The organism is Agromyces bauzanensis (genome assembly GCF_014645655.1).
In the GTDB taxonomy this organism is placed as follows: Bacteria; Actinomycetota; Actinomycetes; order Actinomycetales; family Microbacteriaceae; genus Agromyces; species Agromyces bauzanensis.
In genome coordinates this window covers 63568-78890 of the sequence record NZ_BMMD01000003.1, presented here as the reverse complement: position 1 = coordinate 78890, position 15323 = coordinate 63568, and the positions used below count along the sequence as shown (strand labels likewise).

The window sequence follows — 15323 nt, the reverse complement described above, 5'->3', positions numbered from 1 at the left end:
TCGTTCGCGCTCACGGTGGGCCCACGCCCACTCGCGATCGGAGGCGACGCTCACGGCGCGCCGGGGGATTCCGCAGGCCCCTGGTTCCGATCGTGCTCGGCGATGTCGCGGCCGAGGTCGTCCTCGATCAGGAGGTCGAACCGCACGTGGTCGCTGCGATACGCCGAGCGGCCGAGCATGTGCGCGGTCATGGGCTGCGTGAGCAGCTGGAACGTCATGATGAGCACCACGGTCGAGAGCACGCCCCAGGTCGGCACGCGCAGCACGATCGCGAGGAGCACAACCGCGAGCCCCAGCACCTGCGGCTTCGTGGCGGCGTGCAGGCGCGTGAGCACGTCGGGGAAACGCAGCACGCCGATACCCGCCGCCATCGAGAGGAAGCCGCTCAGCAGGACGAGGGCGGCGACGCCGAGCTCGACCGGAGTCATGATTCGTCCTGCAGTCCGATGAACCGGGCGATCGCGATCGAGCCGAGGATCGCGAACACCGCGAGCACGAGCAGTACCACGAGCGTGTCGGTGTGCCGGTTGATCGCCATCTCGGCGCCGAGGGCGCACATCGCGATCGCGAGCAGCACGTCGGTCGCGAGCGCGCGGTCGAGGATCGACGGGCCGCGGATGATGCGCACGACCGCAGCGAGCGCGCCGATGCCGAACATCACGCCGGCGACGAGACCGATGATCGTGAGCGGGGTCATGCCTCGCCTCCCTTCAGGGCATCGGGTTCGCCGGGACGGCCGTCCGGTCCGTCGAGCGGATGCCGCTCCGCCGTCTCCTGCGGCGCCACCTCACGCACTGCGCCGGGGGCGAGCGGCGGCGCGCCGTCGGCTCGACCGAGGCCATGGGCGCGACGGGCGCGGTGCGCGTGTCGGACGGCGGCCGCCTGCTCGCGCGTTCCCATGGCCAGCACGATGCGTTCCTCGACGACGAGCACGTGCTCCCGCGCCTTGTCGAGATCCGCTTGGGTGCGCGTGCCGAGCGTGTGCACGTAGAGCAGCCCGCGTTCCCGGTCGATGTCGACCACGACGGTGCCCGGCACGACCGTGATGGCCTCGGCCGTGAGCGTCGTGATGAGATCCGACCGGGTGAGGAGCTGCACGGCGATGATCGCGTTCACCGGCTGCCAGGTCGGCCAGATCGCGCGACCGGCGACCTGGATCGACGCGATCACGACGTCGATGATCATCCGGACGCCGAGGAGCAGCCCGCGCCACGGGTTGAAGCGGCCGCTGAGGAGTACGGGCGGCAGGTAGAGGAATCGCGTCACGAGGACCGCGAGCAGCACGCCCGTGGTGATGGTGAGCACGTCGACGTGATCCCAGAGGAACACCCACAGCACCACGAGGATCAGGAGCAGGGGGAGTTGGCGCCAGACGGCCTGCCAGCGCGAGAGCGTCGGCTCGGCGGGCGGCTCTGCGGGCCCGAGCGAAGCGTCGCGCGGCTCGGGCGGAGTGGCCGAGGCATCCGCTGCACTCATCCGACACCTCCCGGGAAGACCAGGGATACGTACACCGACGGGTCCCGCAGGTTCTCGGCGGCCCGGCCCGCGAGGTCGAACAGCGGACCCGCGAACACCGTGAGCAGGAGCGTCAGCACGACCATGCCGGTGGTGACCCCCACCATGAGCCACGGCGTCGTGCGGGTGGCCGTGACGACGCCGCCGTCGGGCGCCTCCTGCACCGACGAGAGCAGCACCGACTCGTAGCCGGTGAGCTCGTCGCGGCCGCGCCAGAACGCCATGTTCCAGAAGCGGGCGAGCGCATAGAGCGTGATGAGCGAGGTGAGCGCACCCACCGCGATGACCGTCCAGATGAGCCAGGCAGGCGCGGAGGTGCCGGGGCCGATCTCGCCCGCGGCATCCGTACCGCCGACCGCATCCGCCCCGGCCACGAACAGCCCGACCTTGCCGAGGAAGCCGGAGAACGGCGGGATGCCGCCGAGGTTGAGCGCCGGAACGAAGAACAGGATCGCGAGCGGCGGCGACGCCGCGAGGAGTCCTGCGAGCCGGTTGATCGACGTGGCGCCGCCGAACCGCTCGATGAGGCCGGTGGTGAGGAAGAGGGTGGTCTGCACCGTGATGTGGTGCACGACGTAGTACACCGTCGCCGCGAGGCCGGCGACGCTCGCCAGGGCGATGCCGAAGATCATGTAGCCGATGTGGCTGACGAGCGTGAACGACAGCAGCCGCTTGATGTCGGCCTGGGTGAGCGCGCCGAGGATGCCGATGAGCATCGTGAGTCCGCCCACGACCATGAGGAGCGGCGTGAGGTCGTTCTCGGCGAAGATCACCGTCTCGGAGCGGATGATCGCGTAGACGCCGACCTTGGTGAGGAGGCCCGCGAACACCGCGGTGACCGGAGCGGGCGCGGTGGGGTAGGAGTCGGGCAGCCAGAACGACAGCGGGAACACCGCGGCCTTGATGCCGAACGCGACGAGCAGCAGCAGGTGCAGGATGAGCTGCACGTCCTGCGGCAGTTCGGCGAGGCGCACCGAGAGCTGCGCCATGTTCGCGGTGCCGGTCGCGCCGTAGATGAGCGCGATGGCGCTCAGGAAGAACAGCGACGAGACGAGGCTGACGAGGATGTACGTGACGCCCGCGCGGATGCGCTCGCCCGTGCCGCCCAAGGTCAACAGCACGTAGCTCGCGGACAGCAGGATCTCGAATCCGACGTAGAGGTTGAACAGGTCGCCCGCGATGAACGCGTTGAAGACGCCGGCCGACAGGATGAGGTATGTCGGGTGGAAGATCGACACCGGCGTCTCGCGGTGCCGGTCGGCGACGCCCTGTCCGACGGCGTAGAGGAGGACGCCGAGCAGCACGAGCGCCGAGATGACGATCATGATCGCGCTCAGCCGGTCGACGACCAGCACGATGCCGTACGGCGCGGGCCAGGCGCCCACCGCGACGGTGACGCCCGTGCCGGTGCGATCGACTTCGGCGAGGAGGACCGCCGCCACCACGGCGACGGCGGCGAGCACGGCGGTGCTCACGACGATCTGCGCGCGCCGGTGCCGGCCGAGGATGAGCGCGGTCGCCGCGCCGAGGAGCGGCAGCAGCACGACGAGCGGGACGAGTGCGGCGGGGGTCACGGTCGCCTCCTCCCGCCCCGTCGAGCGGATGCTTCGGATGCCTCGGATGCCTCGGGCTCCGCGTCGCCGCCCGCGTCGGGCTCCTCGTCGCTCGCGTCGATGAGCTCCTGCACGGCCCGGTCGTCGGCCGCGGAGCTGCGGATCAGGTCGGCGGTCTCCTCGGCATCCTCGACGTGCTCCGCCGCGTCGTCGACGAGGTCGCCGCGCGCGCCGAGCTGGGCCAGCCACCAGCTGCGGTAGAGGAGCGCGAGCAGGAAGGCCGTGATGCCGAGGTTGATGACGATCGCGGTGAGGATGAACGCCTGCGGCAGCGGATCGGAGATCTCCGACCCGTCGACGTCCTCGCCGAGGATCGGCGCGAGCCCGGGCGTGCCGCTCATCAGGTAGATGAGCAGGTTGACGCCGTTGCCGACCAGCAGGAATCCGATGAGCACGCGGGTCAGGCTGCGTTCCATCATGGTCGCGATGCCCGCGCCGAAGAGCACGCTCATGACGACCACGAGGGTGAGGGAGGCGCTCATGCTCGGGCCTCACCGTCGGCCGGCGCGGTGCCGGATGACGCCACCGCGCGCCGCTCGTCGTGCGGCGTGTCGGGGTGGAGCGCATCGTCGGCGGGGGCGATCGCGTCGGGCAGGCCGTGCTCGTCGGCGTCCTCCCGCTGGCGGTCGATCTCGGCGCCCAGCGAGCGCAGGATGTCGAGCACCAGCCCGACGACGACGAGGTACACGCCGATGTCGAAGAGCGTCGATGTGCCGATGGAGATGGTGCCGAGCACCGGCACGTCAGCCTCGAGCCACGACGACTGGAACACGGTGCGCCCGAGGAACAGCGGCAGCGTCGCCGTTCCTGCGGCGAGCAGCAGGCCGATGCCCAGGAGGCGTCCGGCGTCGACCGGCGCGGCCTCGCCGAGCTCGTACCGACCGCCCGCGAGGTAGCGCGCGACGAGGGCGAGCCCGGCCACCAGCCCGCCCGCGAACCCGCCGCCCGGAGCGTTGTGGCCCACGAACAGCAGGAACACGGACACCACGATCGCCGGGTGGAAGAGCAGCCGCACGAGCACCTCGACGAGGATGGAGCGATTGCGCGGCGAGATGGTACGACCCGCCAGCAGCCACGTCTGGCGCGTGGCCGCGGCCTCGCCGGCGGCGTCGGCCTCGTGCTCGGTGTCGGCGAGGCTCGCCCGGGCGCCCCGCATGGTGTCGGCCTGCTCGGGCAGCGGGAGGAACCGCTCGCGGCGCGTCGACGGCGCGTCGAGCCGCGGCGCGACGCCGGTGCGCCCCGTGATGAAGATGAGGCTCGCGACGCCCGTCGCCACGGCGACGAGCACCGAGATCTCGCCGAGCGTGTCCCAGGCCCGGATGTCGACGAGCATGACGTTCACGATGTTCCGCCCGTGCGCCTCGACGGCGAGCGCGGGAAGCCCTTCTGCGATCGTCGGCTGCACGCGCGCTCCGAGGGCGACGAGCCCGATGACCGCCATGACCGCGCCCGAGAGCACGCCGATCGCGATGCGGAACGGCGCGCGCACCGCCTGCCTGCGAACGGCGACCTGGCGGGGCAGTCGGCGCACCACGAGCACGAACACGACGACCGTGAGGGTCTCGACCAGCGCCTGGGTGAGCGCGAGGTCGGGCGCGCCCGACATGCCGAACAGCAGCACGAGCCCGTAGCCGGTGGTCCCCGCGAGCAGCACGGCCGTCATGCGCTGTCGCACGATGGCCGCCGCGATCGCCGCGGTCGCGATCAACGCCGCGACGATCGGCTGCGCGGGCAGGTCCCACGGCCGCACCGTGTCGGGCCAGGTCGAGTTGCGGAGGGCCGCGACGCCGAGCCCCGTGATGAACACGGTGGCGATGACGGCGACGTAGCCGGGCACGCCGCGCGCCTGGATGAACGTCGTGAGGCCGGCGGCGAGCCGGTCGAGCGCGCCGACGATCGCGAGGTATCCGCGACCCGAGTCGATCGTGTGCGGCATCGCGGCCTGCAGGCGGGCGACAGGGGCGCGCCGCCACACGAGCAGAGCGCCGAGGCCGAAGACGAGCGCCGAGAGCGCGAGTGCCGGTTCGAGCCCATGCCAGAGCGCGAGGTGGTACTCGCGTGAGCCGGGAAGCTCGTCGGCGGATGCGGCGAGGAGCGGCTCGACGAGCGGGAGCGCGAACGCGAACGCGAGGCTCGCGACGGCGAGGGTCCCGGGCGCGATGCCGATCAGCGTGCCCGTGGGCTGCAGGGTCGTCGGCCCGGCGCCAGGCTTGGTGAAGAACGCGCCCCACAGGAACCGCGCCGTGTACGCCACGGTGAGCACCGAGCCGAGGATGGCGGCGACGAGGGCCGCCCACGCCCAGGCTTCGCCCGCGGCCGTCGCGTCGAGGAATGCGGTGAACACGGCCTCCTTGGCCACGAAGCCGATGAGCGGCGGCACGCCGGCCATCGACGCGGCGGCGATGAACGCGATGGTCGCGATCACGGGCATGCGCCGGCCGACGGCGGAGAGCCTGCGCACGTCGCGCGTGCCCGTGGCGTGGTCGACGATGCCGACGACGAGGAAGAGCGTCGCCTTGAACAGCGCGTGCGCGAGCAGCAGCGCCACGCCCGCGAGCGCCGCGTCGCGCGTGCCGAATCCCGTGACGAGTACGAGGAAGCCGAGCTGGCTCACCGTGCCGTATGCCAGGAGCAGCTTGAGGTCGGTCTGTCGCAGCGCCCGCCAGCCGCCCACGATCATCGTGACCCCGCCGATCACGACGACGAGCGGATGCCACACCGAGACGTCGGCGTACCCGGGGGCGAGGCGGGCGACGAGGTACACGCCCGCCTTCACCATCGCTGCGGCGTGCAGGTAGGCCGAGACCGGCGTCGGCGCGGCCATCGCCGCAGGGAGCCAGAAGTGGAACGGCACGAGCGCGCTCTTCGAGATGGCTCCGACGAGCACGAGGCCGATCCCGACGGCACCGGCGGTGCCGCCGACGGGCTCGGCGACGAGTTCCGACAGTGACGTCGTGCCGCCGGCGACGACGAGCACCACGAGTCCGACGAGCATCGTGAGTCCGCCGAAGGTGGTCACGGTGAGTGCCTGGAGTGCCGCACCGCGGCTCTCCTTCCTCTCCGTGTAATGGCCGATGAGGAGGTACGAGAGCACGCTCGTGGCCTCCCAGAACGTGAACAGCAGGAACACGTCGTCGGCGGTGACGAGCCCGAGCATGACGCCTGCGAAGGCCAGGAGGAGCGCCGCGAACCGGCCGAGCCCAGGCTCGTCATCGCCGAAGTACTGCGTGCAGTAGAGCAGTACGAGGGCACCGATGCCGGTGACGATGAGGGCGAGGAGCAGCGCGAGGGCGTCGATGCGGAACGAGATCGCGACGCCGAGCTGCGGGATCCAGGGCACGACCTCGACGACCGGATTCCCGGCGAGCACCCCGGGCAGCCACGTGAGGAGCAGCACGAACGCCGCCGCCGGCATGAGGGCGATGAGCGGGAACACCCGCCGGCCGAGCCACCTCGCGAGGAATGGGGTCACGAGTGCGACCCCTGCGAACGCGGCGAGGCTGGCGATCATCGACCCTCCCCGCGCTCGCTCCGTCCGGCAAGTCTACCGGCTCGGTTTCGAGGGGAATCGGCGCATCGTATTCCGACAGCGGAATCGAAGACGGTGACGGATGCCGCGAGTGGGACGTTCCCGCGGCATCCGTTGCCGTGGTCTCGATACGCGCCCTCCTTCGTCGGGCGCTACTCGACCACCGGGACCGGCGTCAGGCAGCGGCGCCGCCGAGGTACGCGTTGCGCACCTCGGGCAACTCCACGAGCTCGGCGGGCGTGCCCTCGAGCACGACGCGGCCGCGCTGCATGACCACCGCGCGGTCGGCGATGCCGAACGAGGCACGCACGTTCTGCTCGACGAGGAGCACCGCGAGGCCGCGCTCGCGCAGCTGCGTGAGCACCTTCATGATCTCGGCGACGACCTTCGGCGCGAGGCCGGTCGACGGCTCGTCGAGCATGATCGCCTTGGGCGAGGCCATGAGGCCCCGGCCGATGGCGACCATCTGCTGCTCGCCGCCCGAGAGCGTGCCGGCCGCCTGCCCGAGCCGCGGCTGCAGGCGCGGGAAGAGCTCGAGCACGGCGTCGAGGTCGCCCTTGCCGCCGCGGCTCCACGCGCCGAGCATGAGGTTGTCGCGCACCGTGAGCGTCGGGAAGCAGAGCCGGTTCTCGGGCACGTGCGTGAGCCCGAGCGCCGCCATCTTCTCGGTGGCCCGGCCGGTGATGTCGGTGCCGTCGAGCTTCACCGTTCCGGCCGTCGGCCGGATGATGCCGTTCAGCGCCCGGAGCAGGGTCGTCTTGCCGGCGCCGTTCGAGCCGACCACCGTGACGATCTCGCCGGCGGGCACCTCGAGGCTCACGTCGTGGAGGATCGCGAGCTTGCCGTAGCCCGCATCGAGCGAATCGACGACGAGGGTCATGCGTGCTCCTCCAGTTCCTCGAGTTCGTGCTTGGCCTCGTCGGCGTCGGTGCCGAGGTAGGCCACGATGACGGCGGGGTCGTTGCGCACCGCCTCCGGCTCGCCGTACGCGATGAGCACGCCGTCGTCGAGCACCGCGACCGTGTCGGCGAGCGCCAGGACCTGCGCGACGTCGTGCTCGACGAGCACGATCGTCAGGCCCGCGTCGCGGAGCGCGCGGAGCAGGCTCGCGAGCATTTCGCGCTCCTTGCCCGACAGGCCCGCCATCGGCTCGTCGAGCAGCAGCAGCGCGGGCTCCGATGCGAGGGCCCGGCAGACCTCCATCATGCGCTGCCGCCCGAACGGCAGGTCGCCGGCCGCGAGTTCGGCGACATCGCCGAGGCGCATGGTGTCGAGGAGGTCGCGTGCGATCTCCTCGTTGCGGTACTGCTCGCGACCCTGGAGCCCGAGCATGCCCCGGATGATGCCGGCGCGGCCCTCGCGGTACCGGCCCATGTAGACGTTGCCCACCACGTCGGTCGACGAGAACACCTGCAGGTTCTGGAACGTTCGGGTGAGGCCGCGCACGGCGCCGACATGCGGCTTGCGACCCTGCACCTCCTCGCCGAGGAACGTGACCGTGCCCGACGTCGGCGTGATGGCGCCGGTGATCATGTTGAAGCACGTCGTCTTGCCGGCGCCGTTCGGGCCGATGAGGCCCATGATGCGCCCGGCGGGGACCGTGAAGCTCACGTCGTCGACGGCGACCACGCCGCCGTAGCGCTTCGTGAGCCCGCGCACCTCGAGGATCGCCTCGCCCTCGGCGAGCGGAGTCGAGACGCCCGGCACGTTGGGCACGCCCTCCTCGTCGACCGCGGCCGCGCCGTGCGGTGCGGCAGGTTCGCCGGGGACGCCGCCGAACGCACGCGTCGGCGCGTCGCCGGCGCCCGCGTCGGCCGTGCCGTCGGGAACCAGTGCCGCCGCGGCCACGCGCCGCGCCGCGGTGCGACGGCGGATCGCCGCCCACACCGTCCGCACCGCCTGGTAGAGACCGCCCGGCAGCAACAGGATGACGAGGATGAGCACGAGGCCGTAGCCGATGAGCTGCACCTCGCCGGTGGCGCCCGGGATGATCGCGGGGATCAGGTCGCGCAGTCCCTCGGAGAGCAGCTCCACGATGAAGGCGCCGGCGATGGCGCCCCACACGGAACCGAGGCCGCCGAGGACGACCATGAGCAGCAGCTCCACCGACACGTTGAACTCCGCCATCTGCGGCGAGACGATCTGCACCTGGTAGGCGTAGAACACGCCGCCGAGGCCCGCCAAGCCCGCCGAGAGCGTGAACACCTTCACGCGCAGGGCGTAGGTGTTCACGCCGAGCGACTCGGCCGCGAGCTCGGAGTCGTTGACCGACGAGAGCGCCCGGCCGGCGCGCGAGCGGGTGAGGTTCAGCGCGAGCACGAGGCCGACGATCACGAACGGCGCGACGTACCAGAAGAACAGTCCGTTGTTGTCGATCGGGATGCCGAAGACCTCCGGTCGTCCGAACCCGTAGATGCCCGTCGTGCGGCCCGTGAACTCCCATTCGCGCACGGCGATCATGACGATGAAGCCGAGCCCGAGGGTTGCGAGGGCGAGGTAGTGGCCGCGCAGGCGCAGCATCGGCAGGCCCACGAGGAGCGCCGCGAGCATGGCCGCGACGACCCCGCCGACGGCCGCGACGACGCCGGGCATCTCGAACTTCTGGAGCAGGATCGCGTGCGTGTAGGCGCCGATCGCGAAGAACGCGGCCTGCCCGAGCGACACCTGGCCGGCGAGGCCCATGAGCAGCGACAGGCCGATCGCGGGCAGCGCGAAGATCATCGAGAACACAGCGATGTTCATCATCGTGGAGGTCGCCGTGAACGGCAGGATGATCACCACGAGGGTGAGGATCGACACGCCGATGATGGTCGCGCGGTTGTTCGGCCAGAACCCGGTCTTCGACCGGACGGCCCCTGGCGATTTCTGGAGGAGCGTCACGTCAGACCCTTACCGCGTTCGGGCGCAGCACGAGGCCCGCCGGTCGGATGATGAGCACGATGATGAGGATGAAGAACGCGACGGCGTCCTTCCAACCGGATGCCACGTAGCCCGCGACGTACGACTCGAGCACCCCGAGCAGCAGCGCACCGACGATCGCGGCGCGGAACGACACGAGCCCGCCGAGCACCGCCGCCACGAAGCCCTTGAGGCCGAGCAGCAGGCCGCCCGACCAGATCGAGAGGTAGATGGGCGACGACACGACGCCGGCGACCGCGCCCACGAAACCGGCGATGGCGAAGGCGATCACGGATGCCACGGCCGGCGAGATGCCGACGATGCGCGCCGCGACCGGCTGCTCGGCCGACGCGCGAAGCGCCTTCCCCCACCGGGTCTTCTCGTAGAACAGCAGGACGCCGCCGCCGACGACGACGAGCGCGCCGAGCATCCAGAGCTCCTGCGAACGGATGCTGACACCCCCGATGAGCAGGTCCTCGCCGGGGAAGGCGGGCAGACGACGGGCCTCGGCGCCCCACACCAGCAGCATGATCGACTGCAGCAGCGTCGAGACGCCGAGCGTGAGGATGATCGAGACGAGCGTGGTGAGGTTCTTCACGCGCGCGATGACGAGGCGCTCGATGAGCACCGAGGCGAGCGTGACCGAGATCAGCGCGATGAGGATGGCGACCGGCAGCGGCAGGCCGGCGCTGACGAGCGAGATGCTCCCCAGGCCGGCCAGCATCGCGTAGTCGCCCTGGGCGATGTTCACGACGTGCCGCACCGTGTAGGTGGCGATGAGGCCGACGGCGAGCAGGGCGTACACAGAACCCTGTGACAACCCTGCCGCCGTCAGCTGGAGGAAATCAGTCAACGGATGCTGCTCACTCTTCGTAGAGGTTCCAGCGGCCGCCCTCGGCGATCGCGAGGATGAGCGCGTCGGCGGTGAGGCCCGAGTGGTTCTCGGGCGTCACCGTGAAGATACCCGAGATGCCCACGAAGTCGCTCGTCGCCTCGATCGCGTCGCGCAGGTCCTCGGGGTCGGTGCCGGCTTCCTCGATCGCAGCCACACCGATCTTCCATGCGTCGTACGCGTGGCCGGCGAAGCTCGACGGAGCGCTGTCGAAGGCCTCGGTGTAGTCCGCGATGAACTGGTCGATGACCTCCTTCTGCGGGTCGTCGGCGTCGAGCTGGTCGGCGACGAGCAGGCGGCCCATCGGGGCGATGACACCTTCGGCGGCATCGCCTGCGGCCTCGAAGAACGCGTTGTTCGCCACGCCGTGCGACTGGTAGACGGGCTTGCCGACGCCGATCTGCACGTACGCGGCCTGCGCGAGTCCGGCCGACGGCGTGATGCCCCAGATGATGACGAAGTCGGCGTCGGCCGCGCGCAGGTTCGTCATCTGGGCCGTGAAGTCGGTCGCGTTCGGCTCGAAGGACTCGGTCGCGGTGAGCGTGATGCCCCGCTCGGCGCCCAGCTCGGTGATGATCTCGGCGATGCCCTCGCCGAATCCGGTGGCGTCGCGGGCGAGGGCGACCTTGGTGTAGCCCTTCGACTCGGCGTCGTCGAGGATGCGCTCGAGCACGACGACGTCGTTCTGCGCGGTCTTGAAGACCCACTCCGAGCCGTCGACGATGGCGGCGTTCGCCGCTACCGAGATGGTCGGCAGCTGCGCGGCCTCGACGAGCGGACGCATGGCCAGCGAGGGGCCGGTGCGCGACGCGCCGATGATGAGGTCGACCTGCTCGTTCTCGATGAGCTCTGTCGTCGCCTTGGCGGCGCCGTCCTCGGTGGACTGGTTGTCCTTGATGATGAGCTCGACCTCGCGGCCGTTGATGCCGCCGTCCTCGTTGAGCTGCTCGGAGAGCATGTTGAGCGTGTTCTGCTCGGGAACGCCGAGGTTCGCGCCGACGCCCGTGATGTCGAGCACCGCGCCGATCTTGATGGGGCCCTCTTCCGAGGCGCCGTCGCCGCCGTCGCCGCCGCCGAAGTTCGACGACGAGCAGCCGGTGAAGGCGAGGGCGATGGATGCCGCGACGGCGGCGGGAACGAGCAGGCGGCGCTGCGCACGGTGCATGGGTGAACTCTCCTTTGAGCCCGAGATCGGGTTCTCGTCGCTGAGCAGGGTGCCGAGTTCATGACCGACCATTCGGTCACTATTTCGGTTGTTCCGACGATACGTTGCGCGAAGGGACGTTGCAAGCCGTCGTGATGCAACTGATATACGATTCTCGTGCTTGGATCGGTGCGGGAGGATGGAGTCATGCCGCTGCTGATCTCGGCCGACGAACTCGCCCGCCGACTCGACGACGAGCACTGCGGGCGGGCCGCCACGCGCACCGTCGTGCTGGACGTGCGGTGGACGCTCGCGGAACCCGACGGAAGGCCGGCGTTCCGGACCGGTCACATCCCGGGAGCCGTCTACGTCGACCTCGACCGTGACCTCGCCGACCACGCCGCGCATGGCCAGGGGCGGCATCCGCTGCCGTCGGAGGAGGCCTTCACGCGCGCGATGCGCGCCTGGGGGCTCCGCGACGGCGACTCCGTCGTGGTGACCGACGACGTCGGCATCCAATCGTCGGCCCGGGCGTGGTGGCTGCTCCGGCACGCGGGCGTCGAGGACGTGCGTATGCTCGACGGCGCGCTCGCCGCATGGACCGGCGCGGGGCATCCGCTCGAGACCGGCGACGCCGCACCCGAACCGGGCGACGCGACCGCGCACTACGGCGGCATGCCCGTGATCGATGCCGACGGCGCCGCTGCGTTCCCCGAGCGCGGCGTCCTCCTCGACGCGCGCGCCGCCGAGCGGTACCGCGGCGAGGTCGAGCCCGTCGACCCGAAGGCCGGGCACATCCCGGGCGCTCGCTCCGCCCCGAGCGCCGGAAACCTCGACGCGGCGGGGCGCTTCCTGCCCGCCGAGGCCCTGCGGGCGCGGTTCGGGTCGATGGGCGCCGTGGCCGGCACGCCCGTCGCGGCCTACTGCGGATCGGGCGTCACCGCCGCGCACGAGGTCGCGGCGCTCGCCGTCGCCGGCATCGACGCGGCGCTGTACCCCGGCTCGTGGAGCCAGTGGTCGAACCAGCCCGGTCGCCCGGTCGCCACCGGCGCCGTCGCGGGTTGATCCGGGCGCAACCGCGCGTTTCCCTGCATCGGTACGGTTCGCCGTGTTCCCGACGCCGTCTCCCGCGATCCAGCGGACGCGACGCCGGGAGTCCCCGACCTTCCGACCGAAACGAGACCCTCATGACCCGTGCGCTTCGCCGCGGAACGCCCGTCGCACTCGCCGCTGCCGCCCTCCTCCTCGTCGGCTGCACCCCCGGCCCCGACTCCGAGGCCGCCTGCATGGAACTGCCGTCGGGATCGCTCAGCGACGGTGTGACCGTCGACGGCGACTTCCGCGTGCCGCCGACCGCCACGTTCGACCTGCCCCTCCAACCCGATGCGATCGAGCGCACCGTCGTGCGCGAGGGTGACGGGGCCACCGAGGCGGGCGCGCGTGAATGCCACGGTGAGCATGTTCTCCGGCTCGACGGGCATGCAGCTCTTCTCGCGGCCGCTCACGATCACGGCCGTCCGTCACGATCCCCGACACCGCGCCGTCCACCGAGTAGCTGCTGAGCGTGCTCGAGCAGGGCGACGGCGGCCTCATCCCGGGTTTGGCAGCGGCGATCGTCGGCCAGAAGGTCGGCACGAAGCTCATCGTCTCGATCCCGCCTGAGTACGCCTACGGCACCGAGCAGAGCGACCGGAACCCGCTCGGCGGCCAGACGCTCGTCTTCCTCGTCGAGATCGGGGGAACCGAGACCGACCCGACCATCGCAGGCTAGGGGCGAGGCCGCCCCGGGTCACTCCACCTCGGGCCGCCGGCCCACCGCGATGAGCGTCGAGACGTCGACCGACGTCACGCCATCCTCGGCGAGTGTCGCGAGGAAGCGCTCGCGGACGCGCTCGAGCTCCCCGTCGTCAAGCCCCGACACGATCGCCTGCAGGCCCGTGCCGCGCACGAGCCGCCAGGCGAGCTCCGGCGTGGGTTCGAGGCGCCGCTGCACCTGCTCGGCGCGCACGTCGACGAGCCCGCGCTCCGTGAGCCAGAGCGCCAGCGTCCCCGGGGTCTCGGCGGACTCGACCGTCGGCTTCGTCAGGTCCTCGAGATCCAGGTCGGATGCCGCGCCGTCGGGCAGCGCCCGCACGAGCAGATCGGGCAGCGGTTCGAGTGCGCCGCGCGCCCACACCGTCACGGCGACACGGCCGCCGGGCCGCGCACGTTCGATGAGGTGCCGGGTGCCCGCCGCGACGTCGGGAAGGAACAAGATCCCCAGAACGCACTGCACGAGGTCGTACCCCGCCGGCTCCCACGTCGTGACGTCGGCGACATGGAGGTGCAGCTGTGGCATCCGATCGTCCGCGCGTTCTCGGGCGATGGCGATGAGCGGTTCGGCGAGGTCGACGGCGTCGACGAGCCCGCCGACCCCCACGAGCTCCGCGGTCGGCAGGGCGGATGCCCCGTCGCCGCAGCAGGCGTCGAGCACGTGTTCGTCGAACTGCGGTCGTGAACGCGCCACCGCTGCGGTCGAGATCGGATTCCAGAGCGGCTCGTCCAACTCCGCGAACGAAGCGGCCCCCCGGCCGAACTCCTCCGCGAAATCGGGTACCGTTTGCGTGTCCCCCATCTGCCCATTCTCGCCCTGATCTGGCGGAACGCGAAGTCTCAGGCAATCGAGAGCCGGAGCGGGCAGACTGGAGTCCCGCCTTCCCGATCGAAACGAGTCCTCCCGTCATGAATCGTGCCCTGCGCCGCGCCGCGCCCGTCGCACTCGCCGCCACCGCCGCCCTCGTCCTCGCCGGGTGCGCCGGCGGATCCGAGCCGGATGCCCCAGAGACGACCGCCGCGGCGGACTGCATGGACCTCTCCTCGGGGTCGCTCAGCGACGGCGTGACGGTCGAGGGCGAGTTCAGCGCCGTCCCCACCGCCACCTTCACGACCCCGCTCGAGGCCGATGAGCTCGAGCGCACAGTCGCCATCGAGGGCGACGGCGACGAGACGGCCACCGGCGACCCGGTCAACGCCATCGTCAGCGCATTCTCGGGCACGAGCGGCGAGGAGCTCTTCTCGCAGCCGGCCACCATCACCGTCGGCGACAGCACGGTGTTCGAGGCGTTCCTCGCCGGCATCGACTGCGTGCCGACGGGGTCGCGCACCGTCACGGTGGCGCCCGCCGCGACGCTCTACGGGGAGACCGGCAACGAGACGATCGGCGTGGCCCCCGGCGAGACCGTCGTCATCGTGGTCGATGTCGTCGAGGTGCAGGAGGCCCTGAAGCCCGGGGACTGGACCGAGAACGTGCCCGAGGTGGAGTTCGGCGCCGACGGCGAGGCGCCCACCGTGACGCTGCCCGCCACACCGCCGCCCGCCGAGTACCTGCTGAAGGTGCTCGAGGAGGGTGACGGCGACGAGGTGGCGCAGGGCGACAATGTCACCCTGCACTACCAGGGCACGAGCTGGGACACCGGCGAGGTCTTCGACCAGTCCTACGGCGGCGAGCCCGCCCAGTTCTCCACCGACCAGGTGATCCAGGGCTTCGGGTCGGCGCTCATCGGGCAGAAGGTCGGTACGAAGCTGATCGTGTCCATCCCGCCGCAGTACGCGTACGGCACGGAGCAGAGCGAGCAGAACCCGCTCGGCGGCCAGACGCTGGTCTTCCTCGTCGAGATCGAGGACACCGCACCGGCCGCCGGATAGTCGGCATCCGGAGCGACCGCGACGGCTCGGCCGGCGTGCTCGGTTGTA

At 71.2% G+C, this 15323-nt stretch carries 15 protein-coding genes; 4 read left to right on the top strand and 11 right to left on the bottom strand.

What is annotated here, in order from left to right; all coding sequences use genetic code 11:
- Nucleotides 1-50: 50 nt before the first annotated feature.
- The 10 genes from mnhG to IEX31_RS04135 form a co-directional block, all read right to left on the bottom strand.
- Nucleotides 51-428: a monovalent cation/H(+) antiporter subunit G gene (gene mnhG / locus IEX31_RS04175; protein ID WP_188742190.1), complete on the bottom strand. Its 378-nt coding sequence runs from the start codon at nucleotides 426-428 to the stop codon at nucleotides 51-53.
- On the bottom strand, nucleotides 425-697 hold the full coding sequence (locus IEX31_RS04170) for an MrpF/PhaF family protein (protein ID WP_188742189.1): 273 nt from the start codon (nucleotides 695-697) through the stop codon (nucleotides 425-427). The genes mnhG and IEX31_RS04170 overlap by 4 nt, the downstream gene beginning before the upstream one ends.
- Nucleotides 694-1476 carry a Na+/H+ antiporter subunit E gene (locus tag IEX31_RS04165; protein WP_188742188.1) on the bottom strand — a complete coding sequence of 261 codons (783 nt, stop codon included), beginning with the start codon at nucleotides 1474-1476 and terminating at the stop codon, nucleotides 694-696. Before IEX31_RS04165 ends, IEX31_RS04170 begins: the two co-directional genes overlap by 4 nt.
- Complete coding sequence (locus tag IEX31_RS04160; protein WP_229662100.1) at nucleotides 1473-3089, bottom strand: Na+/H+ antiporter subunit D; 1617 nt, start codon at nucleotides 3087-3089, stop codon at nucleotides 1473-1475. Before IEX31_RS04160 ends, IEX31_RS04165 begins: the two co-directional genes overlap by 4 nt.
- Nucleotides 3086-3610, bottom strand: coding sequence for an NADH-quinone oxidoreductase subunit K (locus tag IEX31_RS18705; RefSeq protein ID WP_229662099.1), 525 nt, complete (start codon nucleotides 3608-3610; stop codon nucleotides 3086-3088). The genes IEX31_RS04160 and IEX31_RS18705 overlap by 4 nt, the downstream gene beginning before the upstream one ends.
- Nucleotides 3607-6639, bottom strand: a complete 3033-nt coding sequence (locus IEX31_RS04155) for a Na+/H+ antiporter subunit A (protein ID WP_188742186.1) — start codon at nucleotides 6637-6639, stop codon at nucleotides 3607-3609. The genes IEX31_RS18705 and IEX31_RS04155 overlap by 4 nt, the downstream gene beginning before the upstream one ends.
- Before the next feature lie 193 nt (nucleotides 6640-6832).
- Nucleotides 6833-7537, bottom strand: a complete 705-nt coding sequence (locus IEX31_RS04150; protein WP_188742185.1) for an ABC transporter ATP-binding protein — start codon at nucleotides 7535-7537, stop codon at nucleotides 6833-6835.
- Complete coding sequence (locus IEX31_RS04145) at nucleotides 7534-9537, bottom strand: branched-chain amino acid ABC transporter ATP-binding protein/permease (RefSeq protein WP_188742184.1); 2004 nt, start codon at nucleotides 9535-9537, stop codon at nucleotides 7534-7536. Before IEX31_RS04145 ends, IEX31_RS04150 begins: the two co-directional genes overlap by 4 nt.
- A gap of 1 nt (nucleotide 9538) precedes the next feature.
- Nucleotides 9539-10408: a branched-chain amino acid ABC transporter permease gene (locus IEX31_RS04140; protein ID WP_188742183.1), complete on the bottom strand. Its 870-nt coding sequence runs from the start codon at nucleotides 10406-10408 to the stop codon at nucleotides 9539-9541.
- Between the two features lie 10 nt (nucleotides 10409-10418).
- The gene (locus IEX31_RS04135) at nucleotides 10419-11684 is read right to left on the bottom strand and encodes an ABC transporter substrate-binding protein (protein WP_188742182.1); all 1266 of its coding nucleotides are present in this window, start codon (nucleotides 11682-11684) and stop codon (nucleotides 10419-10421) included.
- 114 nt (nucleotides 11685-11798) lie between these two features.
- Here IEX31_RS04135 and IEX31_RS04130 point away from each other — a divergent pair, with 114 nt between their 5' ends.
- The 3 genes from IEX31_RS04130 to IEX31_RS04120 all read left to right on the top strand — a co-directional run bounded on the left by IEX31_RS04130 (nucleotide 11799) and on the right by IEX31_RS04120 (nucleotide 13362).
- Nucleotides 11799-12656 carry a sulfurtransferase gene (locus IEX31_RS04130; protein WP_188742181.1) on the top strand — a complete coding sequence of 286 codons (858 nt, stop codon included), beginning with the start codon at nucleotides 11799-11801 and terminating at the stop codon, nucleotides 12654-12656.
- Between the two features lie 122 nt (nucleotides 12657-12778).
- Nucleotides 12779-13153, top strand: coding sequence for a hypothetical protein (locus IEX31_RS04125; protein ID WP_188742180.1), 375 nt, complete (start codon nucleotides 12779-12781; stop codon nucleotides 13151-13153).
- Between the two features lie 2 nt (nucleotides 13154-13155).
- Nucleotides 13156-13362, top strand: a complete 207-nt coding sequence (locus IEX31_RS04120; RefSeq protein WP_188742179.1) for an FKBP-type peptidyl-prolyl cis-trans isomerase — start codon at nucleotides 13156-13158, stop codon at nucleotides 13360-13362.
- Between the two features lie 18 nt (nucleotides 13363-13380).
- Here IEX31_RS04120 and IEX31_RS04115 read toward each other — a convergent pair whose 3' ends face one another.
- Nucleotides 13381-14205 carry a class I SAM-dependent methyltransferase gene (locus tag IEX31_RS04115; protein ID WP_188742178.1) on the bottom strand — a complete coding sequence of 275 codons (825 nt, stop codon included), beginning with the start codon at nucleotides 14203-14205 and terminating at the stop codon, nucleotides 13381-13383.
- 107 nt (nucleotides 14206-14312) lie between these two features.
- Between IEX31_RS04115 and IEX31_RS04110 the strand changes: the two genes are divergently transcribed.
- Nucleotides 14313-15275 (top strand): FKBP-type peptidyl-prolyl cis-trans isomerase, encoded by a 963-nt coding sequence (locus IEX31_RS04110; RefSeq protein WP_188742177.1) that lies wholly within the window; start codon nucleotides 14313-14315, stop codon nucleotides 15273-15275.
- The last annotated feature ends 48 nt before the right edge of the window (nucleotides 15276-15323 follow it).